Annotated in this window: 15 protein-coding genes; 9 read left to right on the top strand and 6 right to left on the bottom strand. The window is 68.5% G+C overall.

The window, feature by feature from the left end:
* Positions 1 to 34 precede the first annotated feature (34 nt).
* Positions 35 to 1,231 carry an MFS transporter gene (locus OHA10_RS06820; RefSeq protein WP_371405315.1) on the bottom strand — a complete coding sequence of 399 codons (1,197 nt, stop codon included), beginning with the start codon at positions 1,229 to 1,231 and terminating at the stop codon, positions 35 to 37.
* Positions 1,221 to 2,207 (bottom strand): hypothetical protein, encoded by a 987-nt coding sequence (locus OHA10_RS06815; protein ID WP_371405314.1) that lies wholly within the window; start codon positions 2,205 to 2,207, stop codon positions 1,221 to 1,223. Before OHA10_RS06815 ends, OHA10_RS06820 begins: the two co-directional genes overlap by 11 nt.
* A gap of 140 nt (positions 2,208 to 2,347) precedes the next feature.
* On the opposite strand from OHA10_RS06815, the gene OHA10_RS06810 reads away from it, so the two are divergent.
* The 5 genes from OHA10_RS06810 to OHA10_RS06790 are packed head-to-tail and all read left to right on the top strand — an operon-like array spanning position 2,348 to position 6,930.
* Positions 2,348 to 2,932, top strand: coding sequence for a TetR/AcrR family transcriptional regulator (locus tag OHA10_RS06810; protein WP_371405313.1), 585 nt, complete (start codon positions 2,348 to 2,350; stop codon positions 2,930 to 2,932).
* On the top strand, positions 2,916 to 4,547 hold the full coding sequence (locus OHA10_RS06805) for a nitrilase-related carbon-nitrogen hydrolase (protein WP_371405312.1): 1,632 nt from the start codon (positions 2,916 to 2,918) through the stop codon (positions 4,545 to 4,547). Before OHA10_RS06810 ends, OHA10_RS06805 begins: the two co-directional genes overlap by 17 nt.
* Positions 4,435 to 5,457, top strand: coding sequence for an alpha-hydroxy-acid oxidizing protein (locus OHA10_RS06800; protein ID WP_371405311.1), 1,023 nt, complete (start codon positions 4,435 to 4,437; stop codon positions 5,455 to 5,457). The genes OHA10_RS06805 and OHA10_RS06800 overlap by 113 nt, the downstream gene beginning before the upstream one ends.
* Positions 5,454 to 6,107, top strand: a complete 654-nt coding sequence (locus OHA10_RS06795) for an HAD family hydrolase (RefSeq protein ID WP_371405310.1) — start codon at positions 5,454 to 5,456, stop codon at positions 6,105 to 6,107. The genes OHA10_RS06800 and OHA10_RS06795 overlap by 4 nt, the downstream gene beginning before the upstream one ends.
* Positions 6,108 to 6,156: 49 nt before the next feature.
* Entirely contained in the window at positions 6,157 to 6,930 is a 774-nt protein-coding gene (locus tag OHA10_RS06790; RefSeq protein WP_371405309.1) for an alpha/beta fold hydrolase, read from the top strand.
* Here OHA10_RS06790 and OHA10_RS06785 read toward each other — a convergent pair.
* Positions 6,923 to 8,002, bottom strand: coding sequence for a 2-oxoacid:ferredoxin oxidoreductase subunit beta (locus tag OHA10_RS06785; protein ID WP_371405308.1), 1,080 nt, complete (start codon positions 8,000 to 8,002; stop codon positions 6,923 to 6,925). The genes OHA10_RS06790 and OHA10_RS06785 overlap by 8 nt on opposite strands.
* Positions 7,999 to 10,011: a 2-oxoacid:acceptor oxidoreductase subunit alpha gene (locus OHA10_RS06780; RefSeq protein ID WP_371405307.1), complete on the bottom strand. Its 2,013-nt coding sequence runs from the start codon at positions 10,009 to 10,011 to the stop codon at positions 7,999 to 8,001. The genes OHA10_RS06785 and OHA10_RS06780 overlap by 4 nt, the downstream gene beginning before the upstream one ends.
* 268 nt (positions 10,012 to 10,279) lie before the next feature.
* Between OHA10_RS06780 and OHA10_RS06775 the strand changes: the two genes are divergently transcribed.
* On the top strand, positions 10,280 to 11,074 hold the full coding sequence (locus OHA10_RS06775; RefSeq protein WP_371405306.1) for a hypothetical protein: 795 nt from the start codon (positions 10,280 to 10,282) through the stop codon (positions 11,072 to 11,074).
* Between the two features lie 9 nt (positions 11,075 to 11,083).
* Positions 11,084 to 11,440, top strand: coding sequence for an NADH-quinone oxidoreductase subunit A (locus tag OHA10_RS06770; RefSeq protein ID WP_350859938.1), 357 nt, complete (start codon positions 11,084 to 11,086; stop codon positions 11,438 to 11,440).
* A 123-nt stretch (positions 11,441 to 11,563) separates the two neighbouring features.
* On the opposite strand, the gene OHA10_RS06765 is transcribed toward OHA10_RS06770, so the two are convergent.
* On the bottom strand, positions 11,564 to 12,460 hold the full coding sequence (locus OHA10_RS06765; protein WP_371405305.1) for an ornithine cyclodeaminase family protein: 897 nt from the start codon (positions 12,458 to 12,460) through the stop codon (positions 11,564 to 11,566).
* A gap of 22 nt (positions 12,461 to 12,482) precedes the next feature.
* On the opposite strand from OHA10_RS06765, the gene OHA10_RS06760 reads away from it, so the two are divergent.
* Positions 12,483 to 13,505: a dipeptidase gene (locus tag OHA10_RS06760; protein ID WP_371405304.1), complete on the top strand. Its 1,023-nt coding sequence runs from the start codon at positions 12,483 to 12,485 to the stop codon at positions 13,503 to 13,505.
* Between the two features lie 168 nt (positions 13,506 to 13,673).
* The gene (locus tag OHA10_RS06755) at positions 13,674 to 13,889 is read left to right on the top strand and encodes a hypothetical protein (RefSeq protein ID WP_371405303.1); all 216 of its coding nucleotides are present in this window, start codon (positions 13,674 to 13,676) and stop codon (positions 13,887 to 13,889) included.
* Positions 13,890 to 13,892: 3 nt separating this feature from the next.
* Here the strand turns inward: OHA10_RS06755 and OHA10_RS06750 are convergent, their stop codons facing one another.
* Complete coding sequence (locus tag OHA10_RS06750) at positions 13,893 to 16,832, bottom strand: AAA family ATPase (protein ID WP_371405302.1); 2,940 nt, start codon at positions 16,830 to 16,832, stop codon at positions 13,893 to 13,895.
* Positions 16,833 to 16,842 lie beyond the last annotated feature (10 nt).

The raw sequence follows: 16,842 nt of genomic DNA, 5'->3' as shown, positions 1-16,842 counted from the left end.
CCCCGATTCAACCAAGTGGGCGGTGAACAGAAGGTCAGGCAAGCACCTGATTTGTCCCTCGACGTTCCATCAGGCCGGAAATCAGTGCGAGGAGCAGGCCGGCGACGGCGAGTCCTGCACCCAGCCGGCTCGGCCATTCGTAGCCGTAGCCGGCCGCGAGTACGACGCCGCCGAGCCAGGCGCCCAGCGCGTTGGCGATGTTCAACGTGGAGTGGTTCAGCGACGCGGCCAGTGACTGACCTTCGTGCGCGACGTCCATCAGGCGGGTCTGCAACGCCGGCACGAGGATGCTCGCCGAGCACCCCATCGCGAACACCGCGATCAGCGCACCGGGTCGCGTCTGCGCGAGCCAGCCGAACGTCCCCAGTACGACGGCTACCGCGACGAGTCCGCCGTACACACTGCCCATCAGTGACCTGTCGGCGAGCCGCCCGCCGACGACAGTCCCGACAGTCATGCCCACGCCGTACACGGCCAGCACGATCGTCACCGCAGACTCCGAGAAGCCGGCCAGGTCCGTCATTGTCGGGGTGATGTAGGAGTACGTCGCGAACATCCCGCCGAAGCCGACCATGCCGACCAGCAAGGCCATCCACACCTGAGGCCGCGCCAGCGCGCTCAGCTCGCTCCGGATGTTCACGTCGCCGCCGACCGGCTGCGGCGACACCCAGAACCACACCGCGACCAGCGTCAGCAGGCCCAGCACCCCGACCGCGAGGAACGGCACCTGCCACCCGAGCTTCTGCCCGAGCAACGTGGTCAGCGGTACGCCGATGATGTTGGCGATCGGCAACCCGACCATCGTCATCGACACCGCCCGCGCGCGCCGCTCGGGAGCCACCATCGACGCGCCGACGACAGCGCCGATCCCGAAGAACGCGCCGTGCGGCAGGCCGGACAGGAACCGCGCCGCCATCAGGAACTCGTAGCTCGAGGCAACCGCCGACAGCACGTTGCCGACCACGAACACCGCCACCAGCCCGAGTAGCAACCGCTTCCGTCCGGTCCGCGCGCCGAGCGCCGCGATCACCGGAGCGCCGACCACGACTCCCAGCGCGTACGCCGAGATGATGTGGCCGGCCGTCGGGATCGAGATGTGCACGCCGTCCGCGATCTGTGGCAGCAGCCCCATCGTGACGAACTCGGTGGTCCCGATCGCGAAACCACCGGTCGCCAGCGCGAACAACGCCAGGCTGACGTGCCGCGCAGTACGGCGTGTGTCAGGAGTCACCGAACTTGTCACACCTGATTGTCGCAGAGATCAGCAGGGCCACCGCGAGGAGGGCGAAGACCGCGTTCCCGATCAGGTCGGCGCTGCGCGGGGCGTCGAAGACCGGGGCCTCCGGGAACGCGTGCCACGCGTAGGTGAGCAGCGCGCCACCTGCGGCGGCCAGCGTGTGCATGCGGGTCCAGCCGGTCCGCCGGGACCAGGTCACCAGGACGAACACCGCGAGTACTTCGATCGCCAGCAGCAGGATCGCCTCGAGCCAGCCGTTCTTGACCTGGTCGTTGACGACCATCCAGCCGGAGCTCAGCACCAGCGCGGCGCCGCCGACGATCCACGCCGACGGGACGCTTCCCGTCGTACGGCGTGGTGTCCGGCGGCCGACCCAGACGGCCACGGCCACCAGTACGACGATCGCGATGCCGACGCCGACGTCCTGGCCGGCCGACGCGCGGAACGAGTCCTTCGTGTAGCCGAAGGCGGTCGTGGCGACCACGCCGGCGAGGAACAGAGCGCCGTACACGCTGAGGCCGACCTTCCCGAGCCACGGTTCGCGCGGGCGGCGCGAGACGGACTCCATCAACACGATCGGGATCGTGATGCTCCAGACGGTGTGCAGGCCGAGGACGAACACGGTCCACGGCGCGCCCATGCCGAGCGCGGAGATGTGGCCGGGGTCCAGCAGGCGGAGGTCCGCGTAGTTCGGGTTGAACAGCGACTGGGTGGTGATGCCTTCCTCGATCACGCCGTAGGCGAGGGCGAGGATGACCACGGTCGGGTAGCCCCAGCCGCGGCGGCGGACGAGTTCGCGGATCAGGACGGCACCACCGCCGTACAGCGGCGCCAGCGTGATGATCGCGTAGAACGCGGTGATCGGGATGTTCCCGAGCAGGAACTCCGCGACCAGGGGCGACAGGAAGAACAGGCCGAGGGCGGGCAGGCTCCGCTTCACACTCGTTTGCTGGGGCGCGGTGATCGTCATGGTCATCACTGTGCTGCGCGCGGAGGGGGTGTGTGGATGCGATCCGTCCGGTTCCGGCGCTGACGGATGTCATGGCTCAGGGTTCGACCAGGGTTATTCTGCCTATACGGCGTATAGGGAATGTGTATTCAATGGTCGTCATGAACGACGTGACGACCAAGGACCGGATCACCGCCGCGGCGACGTACCTGTTGACCGAGCACGGCGCGGCCGGGGTGTCGATGCGCAAGGTGGCGGCCGCGGTCGGGATCACTCCAATGGCGATCTACCAGTACTTCCCGGATCGGGAGACGCTGCTGAACGCGATCGCGGACGCGGCGTTCGCCGAGCTGGTACGACGCTGGGAGTCGGCGGAGCGTCCCGTCGAGGCGGACGCGCTGCTGCGGGAGATGCTGATCGATCACGTCGACTTCGCGCTGGAGCATCCGCGGCTCTACGACTACATGTTCACCGAGCGGCGTGACCAGGCGCGGAAGTTCCCCGCGGACTTCGAGGCGCGCAAGTCACCCACGCTCAACCTCGTCGCCGACGCGATCACCGCCGGCATCGACCAGGACCTGTTCCGCGCCGACACGGACATCTGGGAAACCAGCCTGATGTTCGCCGCTCTGCTCCACGGCCTGATCCAACTCCACCACGGCGACCGCATCGGCATGCCGGAAGCAGCCTTCCGCACCCTCTGCCTCCGCCTGGGCGAAAGGATGATCGATGAACTACGTGTCTAGATGGGTCGCGGTCGCAGCGGCCCTTGCGACAGGTGTGCTGCTGTACTTCGGGTCCGGGTTGCACACGATCCCCGCGCTCACCTGGCTCGCTCCGATTCCCGTGTTTGTGGTGGCTCCTCGGCTTGGGCCCGGAGCGGCCTGGCTGACTGCGTTTATGGGGTGGCTGCTGGGGCTTTCCAACCTGGCGCGGTATTTGCTGGGTGATCTCGAGTTGCCGTTGATCGTGCTGGTGTTTCTGGTGGGATTGGCGGCTGTGTTTGGGCTGACGGTGTTGTTTTTCCGGGGGCTTGTGGTCCGCGGCCACCCGGTGGCCGCGGCGTTTGCGGCGCCGGCTTTGTGGGCTGCGCTGGATTATCTGATTGCCACGCTGTCGCCGCATGGCGCGTTCACGAGTCTTGCGTATACGCAGGCAGAAGTTGCCCCGATCAACCAGATCGTGTCGTTGACCGGGCCGTGGGGACTCAGCTTTCTGCTGTTGCTGCCGGCTGCGGTGATTGCTGCGCGCAAGCTCCTGCCGATCGGCGTCCTGGTGATTGTTGCCGCTAGCACCTGTCTGTACGGAGTTGTCCGGCTGCACGGGACGCCCGAGAGTGCGGCCGTGAGGATCGCGGTGCTGTCTGCGCAAGGAGCGGACGACGCGGGCTGGCCGAACGCTGCAGGACCGGCGATCATCGAGCGCTACCGTCCGATGATCACCGAAGCCGCCCGGGCCGGCGCGAAGATCGTGCTGTTGCCGGAGAAGATCGTCGACGTCCGGACGACCGATCTCCCGCGGCTCTCGCAGCAGTTCCAAACATTTGCTGCGAGCAACAAGATCGAACTCGTCGTCGGGCTCACCGTGCTCGGCGACGGGGATCACAACCGCGCCCTGATGTTCCACCCCGACGGCGCCGCGCCGACGTCGTACGACAAGCATCACCTGATCCCGGGGATCGAGCCGTACACGCCGGGCGGCCAGTTGGCGACGTACAACACCTCGGGGCTGATGATCTGCAAGGACCTGGACTTCCCGGCCCTGGCTCGTCAGTACGGCGAACTCGACACCTCACTCCTGCTCGTCCCTGCGCTCGACTTCGTCGACGACGGCCGGCTCCACAGCCGGATGGCGCTGCTCCGCGGTATCGAGAACGGCATCCCGATCGCCCGCGACGGCAGCCTGGGCCGGCTGACCCTGACCGACGCCAACGGTCGGATCGTCGGCGAAATCATCGCGCCGGCGAACGCCCCGGCCGTCCTGATCGGCGAGCTTCGGCCCGGGATCGACCACACGCTCTACACCGCCTGGGGTGACTGGTTCGCCTGGTTGTGCGGCCTGATCGCACTGGTCGGGATGGTGTTGTTGAGGTCGCGCGGTGGGCGTGAAAGCATCCGGCATGGCCAACTTCGGGGACTACCAGTTGCAGATCTACCTGCAGGGGATGTTGCAGGGGACGAAGCCGGAGATCACGACCGACCTGGCCCGGCTGGAGTCGCAGGCGGCCGGGAAGCTCCCGCTGGAGGCGATGGGGTACATCGTGCCGAGCGCGGGCGGCGGCGCGACCGCGCGGGCCAACCAGGCGGCGTTCGACCGCTGGCGGCTGGCGCCCCGGATGCTCCGCGGCAGCACCGAACGTGACCTGTCCTGCACCATCCTCGGTACGGCGATGCCCGCGCCGGTCCTGGTCGCACCGATCGGTGTCCAGACCCTCGCGCACCCCGACGGCGAACTGGCCACGGCACGGGCCGCCGACACCCTCGGCCTGACCTACACGCACTCGACCCAGGCGAGCCACGCGATCGAGCAGATCGAGGCCGCCAACAAGTGGTTCCAGCTGTACTACCCGACCGACCGCGACGTCTGCCTCAGTTTCCTGCAACGCGCCAAGGCTGCTGGGTACGGCGTACTCGTCGTCACCCTCGACACCGGGACGATCGGGTGGCGGCCGGCCGATCTGGATCGCGGGTTCCTCCCGTTCCTGAAGGGGGAGGGGCTCGCGAACTACTTCAGCGACCCGGCCTTCCGGGCGAAGCTCGCCAAGCCGATCGAGGAGGATCCCGGCGCGGCCGTGATGCTCTGGGCGCAGATCTTCCCGAACGTCGGGCTGGCCTGGGACGACCTGTCGTTCCTGCGCGACAACTGGGACGGCCCGATCGTGCTCAAGGGCATCACCGCGGTCGAGGACGCCAAACTCGCGGCCGAACACGGCGTCGACGGCATCGTCGTCTCGAACCACGGCGGCCGCCAGGTCGACGGCGCGGTCGCGTCGCTGGATGCGCTGCCCGCGATCGCGGACGCGGTCGGCGAACAACTGACAGTCCTGTTCGACTCCGGCGTACGCACCGGCTCCGATGCGGCGAAGGCGCTCGCCTTGGGTGCGAAGGCAGTGCTCCTCGGTCGTCCCCTCCTCTACGGTCTCGCGCTGGCCGGTCAAGCGGGCGTCGAGCACGTACTGCGCTGCTTCCTGGCCGAGCTGGATCTGACCCTCGCCCTCTCCGGCTACGCCAACCACCGCGAACTGAACCGCGACTCGGTGGTCCGGGCGTGAAGGCGGTCATCTTCGACCTCGACGACACGCTGTTCGATCACAGCGGCTCGGCGGAGCTGGCGGTTCGGGCTTGGGTGGCTGGGCTCGGGTTGGCGCCGACGGACGAGCTGGTCGCGCAGTGGGTCGCGGTCGAGGATGAGGTGTATCCGCGGTTTCTCGCGGGTGAGCTGACTCATCAGGAACAGCGCCGGGAGCGCCTGCGGGCGTTCCTGCCGATTCTCGGTCTGCCTGTCCCGGTGGCGGACGGCGAGCTGGACGAGGTGTTCATCGGGTATCTCACGCAGTACAAGAGCAGTTGGACGGCGTTCCCGGATGCGCGACCCGCGTTGGAGGTTGCTCGGGGCAACGGTTTGCGGATCGGCGTGCTGACCAACGGGAACCCGGTGCAGCAGAACGCGAAGTTGGCGGCGATCGGACTGGCGCACCTGATCGACGTGGTGCGCACGTCCGAGGAGCTCGGGGTCAGCAAGCCGGATCCGCTGACCTACCTGTCCACGTGTGAGGCGTTGGGAGTCGAGCCGGGGGAGACGTTGATGATCGGCGACAATCTCGAGCTGGATGTGCTCGGCGCGCGGGCCGTCGGATTGGTGGCGCGGCACCTGGACCGCAGTGTGGGACACACTCTGCCGGAGCTGCTCGACCTGTTGTAGTCTCCGCGACAGAGATTGAGTTCTCTGAAGCGATCATTACAGGAGGCTGATGACCTCGCCGCTGTCTGTGCCGCACTTGACGACTGACGACGGTTGCAAACTCTGGACCCACGTCAGCGGCAGCGGTCCACGCGTCGCACTCGTACATGGCGGTCCGGGTTGGTGGGACGTCTTCCACGACTTGTCGCTCCCCGGATTCACCTTGCACAGATGGGACCAACGCGGCTGCGGCCGCTCCGACCGCCGCGGCCCCTACACCCTCGAACGGTACGTCGCCGACCTGGCCACCGTCGCCGGCCCCGAGCCGTGCATCGTCATCGGCCATTCCTGGGGAGCCTCGCTGGCATTGGAGTTTGCCCAAGCACATCCGCACGCCGTCGACCGGTTGGTGCTCGTGTCATCGGTCGGCCTCGACGGTCCGCCCGCCGACTACCGCCGGCGCGTCGCGGAGCTGCTCGCCGGTACACCGGAAGCTGACCCGTGGATCGCCCAGATCTCCGTGAACATCGCCGATCGCGCCACGGCCGTCGCCCGCTCGAGAAGGCTGAACACGCCGTGGTTCGAGCCGAATCTCGCGTGTGCAGAGGCATTGCGGGCGGAGCTACACGCCCTGCCGGATCGGGCGGCGGCTTGCGCGCGGGTCGTCGTACCGACGTTGTTGGTGCATGGCGCCGAGGACCTGCGGCCGCCGTACGTCACCGACAGCCTGCTGGACGCACTGCCCAATGCCGAACGGGTAGTGCTCGACGGTGTCGGGCACTACCCGTGGGTGGAGGACCCGGACGGCTTCCAGAGAGTCGTCCGGGAGTTCCTCGTTAGTTGATCGTCCAGGTGTCGGCGCCGGTGACGAGGGCCTGCAGGTCGCCCGTGCCCTGGGTCTCCTGGGCGGTGGTGATCTGCTGACGGACCAGGTCGTCGTACGCCGGGCGCTCGACCGAACGGAACACGCCGATCGGGGCCTGGTGCAGCACGCCCGCATCGGTCAGCCGCGACAGCGCGAACGCGTACGCCGGGTCGTCCGTGTGCGCGTCGTGGACGACGAGATCTGCCTCGCCGCCGGGCAGGTCCGCGACCTCGCGCACGGCGAGCGACGCAAACCCGTCACGGACCACACCGAGATGCCCGTCCTTGCCGAAGCGGATCGGCTCGCCGTGGACCAGCGGGATGATCGCGTCGTCCCGGGTCTCCGGGTCCTTGAACGCCTCGAACGCGTTGTCGTTGAAGATCGGGCAGTTCTGGTAGATCTCGACGAACGCCGTACCGCGGTGCTCGGCGGCGGCCCGCAGTACCGAGGTCAGGTGCTTGCGGTCGGAGTCGACCGTCCGGGCCACGAACGTCGCCTCCGCGCCGAGCGCCAGCGAGACCGGGTTGAACGGGTTGTCGACCGAGCCCATCGGCGTCGACTTCGTCACCTTGCCCGGCTCCGAGGTCGGCGAGTACTGCCCCTTGGTCAGACCGTAGATCCGGTTGTTGAACAGCAGGATCTTCAGGTTCACGTTGCGCCGCAGCGTGTGGATCAGGTGGTTGCCGCCGATCGACAGCGCGTCGCCGTCACCGGTGACGACCCAGACGCTGAGGTCGGGCCGCGCCACCGCGAGCCCGGTCGCGATCGCCGGCGCACGCCCGTGGATCGAGTGCATGCCGTACGTCGACAGGTAGTACGGGAACCGGGACGAGCAGCCGATCCCGGAGACCATCGCGACGTTCTCGCGCTTGATCCCGAGCTCGGGCAGGAACCCCTGGAAGGCCGCGAGTACGGCGTAGTCGCCACAGCCCGGGCACCAGCGGACCTCCTGGTCCGACACGTACTCCTTGCGGTTCTGCGGCTCGGTCGCGGCCGGTACGCCGCGCAGGCCACCGGGCAGACTCGGCAGGCCGAGGTCGACCGTGCTCATCGTGCTCCCTCCGACTCGTGCAGTTGCCCCTTCGACTGGCCGTTCGACCGGCCGTTGGCCTCGGCGTGCAGCGCTTCGCCGTGTTTCAGGCCGGCGGCGGCCGAACCGAGGTGACGGGCGTCGTCGTCGATGCCCTCGGTCTCCTCGACCAGGTTGCCGATCACCTCGGCCAGCTCCGCGGCGCCGAGCGGCATACCGCGGACCTGCGCGTAGGAGACGACGTCGACCAGGTACTTCGACCGCAGCAGCATCGCCAGCTGGCCGAGGTTCATCTCCGGAACCAGGACCTTCTCGTAGGACCTCAGCACGTCGCCGAGGTTCGACGGGAACGGGTTCAGGTGCCGCAGGTGGGCCTGGGCGATCTTCCCGCCGACCGCGCGGACCCGGCGGACGCCGGCGCCGATCGGGCCGTACGTCGAACCCCATCCGAGCACCAGGACCTTCGCCGTACCGTCGGGGTCGTCGACCTCGATCGGCGGGATCGACCGGGCGACCGCGTCCACCTTGGCCTGGCGGGTGCGGATCATCAGGTCGTGGTTGGCCGGGTCGTAGGAGATGTTGCCGGTCTTGTCCTCCTTCTCCAGACCGCCGATGCGGTGGTCCAGGCCCGCCGTACCCGGGACGGCCCAGGCACGGGCCAAGGTCTCCGGGTCGCGCAGGTAGGGGAGGTAGGTCGGCTCGCCCTTGTCGTTGGTCGCGTTCGGCTCGAGGGTGAAGTTCGGGTCGATCGCCGGGAGGTCCGCGACGGCCGGGATCTGCCACGGCTCGGAACCGTTGGCCAGGTAGCCGTCGGACAGCACGATCACCGGCGTGCGGTAGGTGATCGCGATCCGGGCCGCCTCGACCGCGATCGCGAAGCAGTCCGCGGGGGACTGGGCCGCGAGGACCGGCAGCGGGGCCTCGCCGTTGCGGCCGAACATCACCTGCAACAGGTCGGCCTGCTCGGTCTTGGTCGGCATACCGGTCGAGGGGCCCGCGCGCTGGATGTCGCAGACGACCAGCGGCAGCTCGAGCATCACGCCGAGGCCGATCGTCTCGGACTTCAGGCTGATGCCCGGGCCGGACGACGTGGTCACACCGAGCGCCCCTCCGAACGACGCTCCGAGCGCGGCGCCGACACCCGCGATCTCGTCCTCGGCCTGGATCGTGGTGACGTTGAACCGCTTGAGCTTGGACAGCTCGTGCAGTACGTCGGACGCCGGGGTGATCGGGTACGCGCCGAGGACCAGCGGCAGGCCGGCCCGCTGGGCGCCCGCCACCAGGCCGTACGCCAGCGCGAGGTTGCCGGAGATGTTCCGGTAGGTGCCGGAGGCCATGCTGGCCGGCTTCACTTCGTACCGGACCGAGAACTCCTCGGCGGTCTCGCCGAAGTTGTAGCCCGCGCGGAAGGCCGCGATGTTCGCGTCCCGGATGTCCGGCTTCGACGCGAACTTGGTCTGCAGGAACGTGATCGTCGACTCGACCGGTCGCTGGAACAGCCAGGACACCAGGCCGAGCGCATACATGTTCTTGGCCCGGGACGCGTCCTTGCGGGTCAGCCCGAACTCCTTGACCGACTCCACCGTCATACCGGTCAGGTTGAGCGGGATCACGTGGTACGCGTCGAGCTCCCCGGTCTCCAGCGGGTTCTCGTCGTACCCGATCCGCTTGAGGTTGCGGGCGGTGAAGTCCGCGGTGTCGACGATCAGCGTCGCGCCGCGGGGGACGTCCTTGAGGTTCGCCTTCAGGGCCGCCGGGTTCATCGCGATGAGCACGTCGGGCGCGTCGCCCGGCGTGAGGATGTCGTGGTCGGCGAAGTGGAGCTGGAAGGACGACACTCCCGGCAGGGTTCCGGCTGGTGCCCGGATCTCGGCTGGGAAGTTGGGCAACGTCGACAGGTCATTGCCGAACGATGCCGTTTCCGCTGTGAACCTGTCCCCCGTGAGCTGCATCCCGTCACCGGAATCGCCGGCGAAGCGGATCACCACGCGGTCGAGCTGCTTGACCTCGATGGTCACTGTTCTTTTCATCTCCAAGTCGAAGCTTGGGTCGTCCGGCCGCCTTGTGGGCAACAGGCCGATCCCCCCGTCCAGGGCGATAACCCCAATATTAGTTCGCCCTTAGAACAGAACCATGCGGAAGCCCCGGTGGTCCACAGCCTGGGACGCGGTGTTAACGGGTCGTTGGATCGGGTAGAGACGAAACCTCCCAGTGTCACACTCCGCAGCGGCTCGCTTGCGATCCGAAGTGAGAACCGGCAGGGTGTCGTCATCGAGTTGTGACTTCGAGGAGCTGTTCATGCGTCGTGTGCTGGTCGGACTGCTGACGTTGCTGATTGCGGGTTGCGCGGCGCCGATCGCCCCCGCGGACAGCGCGCTGAGCCTCGGAAGTACGGCGTCAGCAGCCGTCGCGGCGCCTGCCCGGAACGCGAAGATCTCGAGCATCCGGACCACGGACGCGACCAAGGGCGTGATCACCGTGGTCGGCACGCTGACACCGGCGCCCGCGGCCGGGACGCGGATCCCGCTCCATCAGTGGATCCCGTCGCTGAAGCGGTGGCAGGAGGTCGCGCACGGGTATTCGTCCGGCAGCAGCGTGACGATCACCACGGTCCAGCCCGGTTCGATCCGGACGTACCGGATCGCGGTGGGTGCACAGGCGCCGTACGCTGCGGCCGTCTCGCCGATGATCAGCTTCAAGCACTACGTGTGGCGCGGGATGTTCAAGAAGGGGCTGGTGGCGGCGGGCGGTGCGGGGCAGCCGCAGTTCACGGTGGTACCGCCGAACGAAGGGCCGCGGCGGGCCGAGGCCGATCTGCTCGCGAACCAGGGCGGGTACGTCTGGGGCGAGGTGGATTCGACGGGTTGCCGGTACGTGCGGAACTGGCTCGGCAACCTGACCGACGGTCTGGTCCGGGTGTCACTGCACAACGGGACGACGGCGATGACGTCGATCCGGATGCAGCAGGAGACCGAGACCTGGCTGAACTACGACATCTCCGGCGTGACCCGGCTCCGGCTGCAGGTCGCGGACATCCGATCCGGGTACGGACCGTACGTTTCGATCGACTCGCTGCTGCTCTGCACGAACTAAGCTGCTCCTGTGTCGGACAGCTATGGCGTCATCGCCGCGGTGGTCGCGCTCGGCCTCGTGGGGCTGATCGGCGCGTTCGCCCTCAACAAGGCGCTGACCGTCACGTACCCGACCGAGGGCAAACTCAAGACCTACGAGTCCGGCGTCGACCCGGTCGGCGAAGGCTGGGCCCAGGTCCACATCAGGTACTACCTGTTCGCCTACCTCTACGTGATCTTCGCCGTAGACGCGATCTACCTCTTCCCCTGGGCGACCATCTTCGCGACCCTCGGCTACGCCACCCTGATCGAGATGTTCATCTTCCTCGCCTTCGTAGCGGTAGGCCTCCTCTACGCCTACCGCAAGGGCGTCCTCCGCTGGACGTGATCGCGGGAGGCGGACCTGCGTCACTGACCAAACCTCGCTGATTGCCCTATCCGGCTGCCTGCTGAGCGCGGTCTGCCCGGGTGCGGCGAGGTTACTCAGTGCGGGACGTCCGCACCCGGTCGGCTACGCGAGCGCGGCGGCGATCGCCCAGTCCTGCGCGCCGACGCCGACGGACTTGAAGACCGTGCGGCCGCCGTGTCGGGTTGGTGGGGCGGAGAGGGCTTGACCGAGTTCGACCAGGTTGGTTTCGGTCAGGGCTCCCGAGTTGATCGCGTCGATGATTTCGCCGGATTCCTCCAGGGCGGCTTCGCGTTGGTCGACTACGACGGTGGACGCGGTGGCGAGCAGGTTGCGGGGGAGTTCTCGCATGGTGGGGCGGAAGGCGCCGATGGCGTTGACGTGGACGGTGGTGGGGAGGGCGTCGGCGTCGAAGAGCGGCGTGGATGAGGACGTGGCGCAGCAGATGATGTCGGCGTCGGCGATCGCTTCGTCGATGGTGGTGCTGGGGGTGAACTTCGCCTCGGGGAACTCGGTCGCCAGTTGGTTGGCGAGGGTAGTCGCGCGGTCGGCCGAGCGGCCCGTGATGGTGATCTGAGTGACGGGCCGTACGGCGAGAACCGCGCGGACCTGGTCGGCGGCCTGGGCGCCGGTTCCGATCAGGGTGAGGCGGGTGGCGTCGGCGTGAGCCAGGAGGTCGGTTGCGACGCCGACGACCGCACCGGTGCGCAAGGTCGTGATCGAGCTGCCGTCGGCGACGATTTGTTCGCCGTTGCCGGTCCAGATCACGGTCGCGCGGATCGCCGGGACCTGGTCGAGCGCGATCCCGATCTTCTTCACGACCGCGGTCCCGGTCGGCGAGTGGTACGCCGACATCACGAGCACCGTCCCGTCGCCGAAGATCTGCCGCGGTGGCAGCACGAAGTTCCCGGCCGCCAGCTCGCGGAACGCGTCCCGCACCGCGGCGACCGCCGTACTCATCGGGACCAGCCGGCGGACATCCTCAGCAGAAAGCACCTTCACCCGACGAGCATATTCTGGCCCGATGGATCTGCACCGTGACGCGATCGTGGCCGATGGACACAACGACCTCTTGATGCTGGTGGCGCGGCGGCCGAAGGACGTCTGGTCGGCGTACTTCCGGGAGCGGTGGATCCCGCAGCTGCGGGACGGCGGGATCGACGTACAGGTCCTGCCGGTGTTCATCGACTCGGAGTTCCTGCCCGAGGGCGCGCTCCGCGAGACGCTGCGGATGATCGAGGCCGCGCACCGGATCACGGCCGCGAACTCCGACGAGGTCGCCTTGTGTACGGCGCCGGGCGACATCGAGACCGCGACCGCCGCGGGCAAGATCGCGCTGGTGCTCGCGCTCGAGGGCTGCCCGCAGATCGACACCGATGTCGAACTGCTGCAGACGCTGCACCGGCTCGGCGTACGGATGGTCTCGTTCACCCACTTCGGTCGCAGCGCCCTCGGCGACGGCTCCGGCGAGGACGCGACCGGCGGCCGCTTGACGCACGCGGGTGTCGAGGCGGTGGGGTTGCTCGAGGAGCTCGGCGTACTGATCGACGTCTCGCACGTCGGCCGCGCCGGGGTCGAGCACATCCTCGAACTGGCGACCAAGCCGGTGGTCGCGTCGCACTCGAGCGCGTTCGCGCTGCGCGACCACCACCGCAACCTGACCGACGAGCAGCTCCGCGGGATCGCGGCGACCGGCGGCGTGGTCTGCGTGAACTTCTTCGCGGGCTTCCTCACCACCGCGGAGAAGCCGACGGTCGACCACCTCGCCGACCACATCCTGCACATCGTCGACGTCGCCGGCGAGGATCACGTCGGCCTGGGCAGCGACTTCGTCGCCGAGGTCTTCGGCGAGAAGATCCCCGCCTGCGACCGCCCACTCGTCATCCAGGGCCTGGACGCCGAGCTCTACGTCCCCGGCCTCGAAGGTCCGGCCGGTATGCCGCTGGTCACCGAGACGCTGCTCCGCCGAGGTTTGCCGGAAGCAACGATTCGCAAAATTCTCGGCGCGAATCTGACCCGGATTCTGACTACTCACAGTAATCTCTGACCAGTCGTCAAGGCTCGTTGCCTGATCACCGTTTGTAATTGCGCTGGGCAACAAACATGAGTTTCAAATTCGCGTCTTAACGGTATGCGTACGGACTGTCGCCAAGTGGTCAGTTCAGGGCTATCGTGATTACACGGGGGAACGGGGCGAATACCGGACGGTGAGGCTATGTCGTGGCAACTGTGGGTAGTGATTGCACTCGCTGCTGCAGGCCTGGTGCTTGTGGCGGCGGCGCGAATTCGGCACGCCCGTAAAATTTTCGACGACATCACCGATCTCAATCACCCGATCCGCCTGATGCCGCCGGCCACGGCCGACGACCTGGCCCGGGCTCGCGCACGGCACGCACGCCCCGAGCCGGACCGCCACCGCCGACACGGTTAGGGCCTAATCCGCGTCGAGCAGCCCGTCCCGGCGGGCCACGGCGGCAGCTTCGGTCCGCGAGCGGACGCCGAGCTTCGCCAGGATGTTCGACACGTGCACGCTGACGGTCTTCTCGCTGATGTACAGCTCTCGCGCCAGCTGCCGGTTGGTGCGTCCCTCGGCGAGCAACCGCAGTACTTCGGTCTCCCGCGACGTCAGCGCACTCGCGCCGGCGGTTTCGCTGCCACCGGTCTCGTCGAGCAGCGGCTTCGCCCGCAGTTCGCGACCGACCTCGGCTGCCATCGCGGTCTGCTCGTTCGCCTCGGCGACCCGGCCCGCGGCTCGCAGCGCCGCGGACAACCGGACCCGCGACCACGCCTGCTCGAAGACGTACCCGTACCCGAAGGCGTCCGTCGTCCGCTCCCAGGCGGCGACATGTTCCTCAGGTGTCGGCGCGTCGACCCCGGCCAGCCACCGCAGCCGCTCCCACTCCGACTCCAGCCGCGCCAGCCACGCGAGCCCTTCGACGCCCATCAACCGACCGGGCGGCAGACCCTTCTCCGCGGTCGCCTGCCCGATGGCAACCAGCTCCGCGCCGCGCGAGACCAGCTCCGCGGCCGCTGACGGCTCGCCGACGGCGCGGTGACACAGCAACTGCAGCCCTAGCGTCGAGAACCGGATCCGGCCCAGGAACCACTCTGTCTGGAACACGTCGGCACATAGCGCCGACACGTCGGTGATCAGCTTCTCGGCCTCGGCCGGCTGATCCAGCTGCCGGTACGCGTCGACGGCCGGCTGCAGCCCGATGATCGGCAGCATGACGTCGAGATCCCACCACTTCCGGGACATCTCGAACTCCTCGGCGACCGCGGTGTCACCCCGCCCGCTGCGCACCGAGAACTCCACCGCCCGCAACGCCGCCGCGGCAGCCGCAGGCGTCATCGAATCGGTCTGCGCCGTAGCGGCCGCCTCGTCCCACTCGCCGAGCATGAACTGGGTCAACGCCAGCATCCGCCGCGCGTCGAACCCGTACACAGCCCACTGCCGACCCAGCTCGCCGGCCCGCTTCGCCGCGAACGACAACGCGGCCTTCGCGTTCAGCAGGTCGCCCTGCTCGTAATGCGTCGACCCGAGCAGGAACCGGCTCCGCACCTCGGCGGCAGGGTCGCCGGTGAGCTGCGCCCGGACGGCGGCCTCTTCCAACTGCTTGGCGGCCGTCTCGGGGTCGCCCGCCCGGCGGCGGAGCTGAGCGAGCGTGATCCCGGCGTCGCTGGCCGCCGACTCCTGACCGGCCTCGCGGGCGATCTCCAGCGCGCGATGCGCCCAGCGCTCGGCCTCCATCGGTCGGCCCAGCGCGTCGGACACCCGGGCGTAGAGCGACGCGACCTGCGCCTTGAACGCACTGGACGGATCGTCGTGGACCAGCTTGAGGGCCTGCGAGATCGCCTCGCTCGCCTCCTTGTCCTGGTCGATGATCAGCGCGATATCGGCCAGCGGCAGGAGCAGCTCAGCCCGCTGCAGCTTTGGCGCGTCCGACGGCAGGTCGGCCAGCGCCTTCCGGAGCAGCTTGAGCGCGCGAAGATGCTGCGAGGACAGGGTCGCCGCCATCGCGGTGTCGACGATCAGCCACGTCTTGTCGACCGTGCTCGTCGGCGCGGCGTTCGGGAAGAGCTCGAGCGCCATCTCGTAATGCTTCAACGCCTCCTGCGGCGCGGCGACCGACAGCGCTTCCTGCCCGGCCCGGACGCGAGCCTCGAACGCGGTTGCCAGGTCGTGCGATCGAGTGGCGTGCCCGGCCAGCTCGGCCGCCGTACCGGCGACTGTCTTGTCTTCCAGAGCCTGCACGTACGCCGCGTGCTCGCGGACGCGCTCGCCCGGCAGCAGGTCGTCGTACACGGCCTCGGCCAGCAGGGCGTGGCGGAAGTAGTACCGATCGTTGGTCGGTACGTCGATGATGTGCGCGTCGATCAGCTCGCGCAGGGCGTCGTCGAGTTCACGGTCCGGCAGCTTGGCGACGGCGGTGAGGAGATCGTGCGGGACGCGGCGACCGGCGACCGCGATCACGCGGGCGACCTGGCGTGCGTCGTCCGACAGCGGGTCGAGGCGGACCAGCAGCAGGTCGGCCAGATCGGGCGGGACGGTGTCGCCGTCACCCATCGAGGCCGCGGCGGCCAGCTCCTCGGTGAAGAACGCATTCCCGCCGGCGCGCTCGAGGATGCGGCGCTCCTCGACCGCGGACAGCGGCTCGGCGAGCAGCGAGTGCAGCAGTGTGCGGGCCTCGTCGGCGTCGAGCGGGAGCAGGTTGACCCGGCGTACCCGAGGGTTGCGGGACCACTCGGCGATCGGCCGGCGGAGTGGGTGGCGACGGTGCAGGTCGTCGCTGCGGTACGAAACGACCAGCGCCAGGCGCTGCGAGGTCAGTCGGGTGATGAGGAAACCGATCAGGTCCCGGGTCGAGTCGTCGGCCCAGTGGGCGTCCTCGATGATGACCAGGATCGGCTCGCTGGTGGAGAGCGCGGTGAACGCGCCGAGCACGGCGTCGAACAGCGCGGCGCGGTCGAGCTGACCCTCCTGTGGCACGGGCTGGGCGCTGAGCAGACGGTGTGCGGGGAGCAGGCGGCTGATCGCGGGGAAGTTGGCCAGCACGCTCTCGACCAGGTCGGGGCGGTCGCCGGCCAGACGGCCGAAGATCTCCGAGAACGGCTGGTACGGCAGGCCGGCGTCGCCGAAGTCGGTGCAGTGCCCGACCAGTACGCCGAAGCCGCGCTCGTGTGCACCGGTGGCCACCTCGTCCAGCATCCGGGTCTTGCCGACGCCGGCGTCACCGGACAGCAGTACGGCGCCGGCACGGCGCGTTTTCGCGTCGTCCACAGCGCTCAGCAGGGCAGCCATCTCGGTCGAGCGGCCGACGAGAGGTGTCGAATTCCAGGGCACGTCGTCCATCTTCGCCCCTGGAGCCGACACAAATCGACGG

Origin of the sequence: Kribbella sp. NBC_00662, assembly GCF_041430295.1 — a bacterium.
Classification (GTDB): domain Bacteria; phylum Actinomycetota; class Actinomycetes; order Propionibacteriales; family Kribbellaceae; genus Kribbella.
The sequence above is the reverse complement of the archived record's forward strand: the minus strand, read 5'-3'. Positions and strand labels throughout refer to the sequence as shown.

What these genes read in the sequence shown, in the direction of transcription:
- OHA10_RS06815 (WP_371405314.1), bottom strand. Translation starts at nt 2,207, where the DNA reads ATGACGATCACCGCGCCCCAGCAAACGAGTGTGAAGCGGAGCCTGCCC.
- OHA10_RS06810 (WP_371405313.1), top strand. Translation starts at nt 2,348, where the DNA reads ATGAACGACGTGACGACCAAGGACCGGATCACCGCCGCGGCGACGTAC.
- OHA10_RS06805 (WP_371405312.1), top strand. Translation starts at nt 2,916, where the DNA reads ATGAACTACGTGTCTAGATGGGTCGCGGTCGCAGCGGCCCTTGCGACA.
- OHA10_RS06800 (WP_371405311.1), top strand. Translation starts at nt 4,435, where the DNA reads ATGGGGTACATCGTGCCGAGCGCGGGCGGCGGCGCGACCGCGCGGGCC.
- OHA10_RS06790 (WP_371405309.1), top strand. Translation starts at nt 6,157, where the DNA reads ATGACCTCGCCGCTGTCTGTGCCGCACTTGACGACTGACGACGGTTGC.
- OHA10_RS06785 (WP_371405308.1), bottom strand. Translation starts at nt 8,002, where the DNA reads ATGAGCACGGTCGACCTCGGCCTGCCGAGTCTGCCCGGTGGCCTGCGC.
- OHA10_RS06780 (WP_371405307.1), bottom strand. Translation starts at nt 10,011, where the DNA reads ATGAAAAGAACAGTGACCATCGAGGTCAAGCAGCTCGACCGCGTGGTG.
- OHA10_RS06775 (WP_371405306.1), top strand. Translation starts at nt 10,280, where the DNA reads ATGCGTCGTGTGCTGGTCGGACTGCTGACGTTGCTGATTGCGGGTTGC.
- OHA10_RS06760 (WP_371405304.1), top strand. Translation starts at nt 12,483, where the DNA reads ATGGATCTGCACCGTGACGCGATCGTGGCCGATGGACACAACGACCTC.
- OHA10_RS06755 (WP_371405303.1), top strand. Translation starts at nt 13,674, where the DNA reads ATGTCGTGGCAACTGTGGGTAGTGATTGCACTCGCTGCTGCAGGCCTG.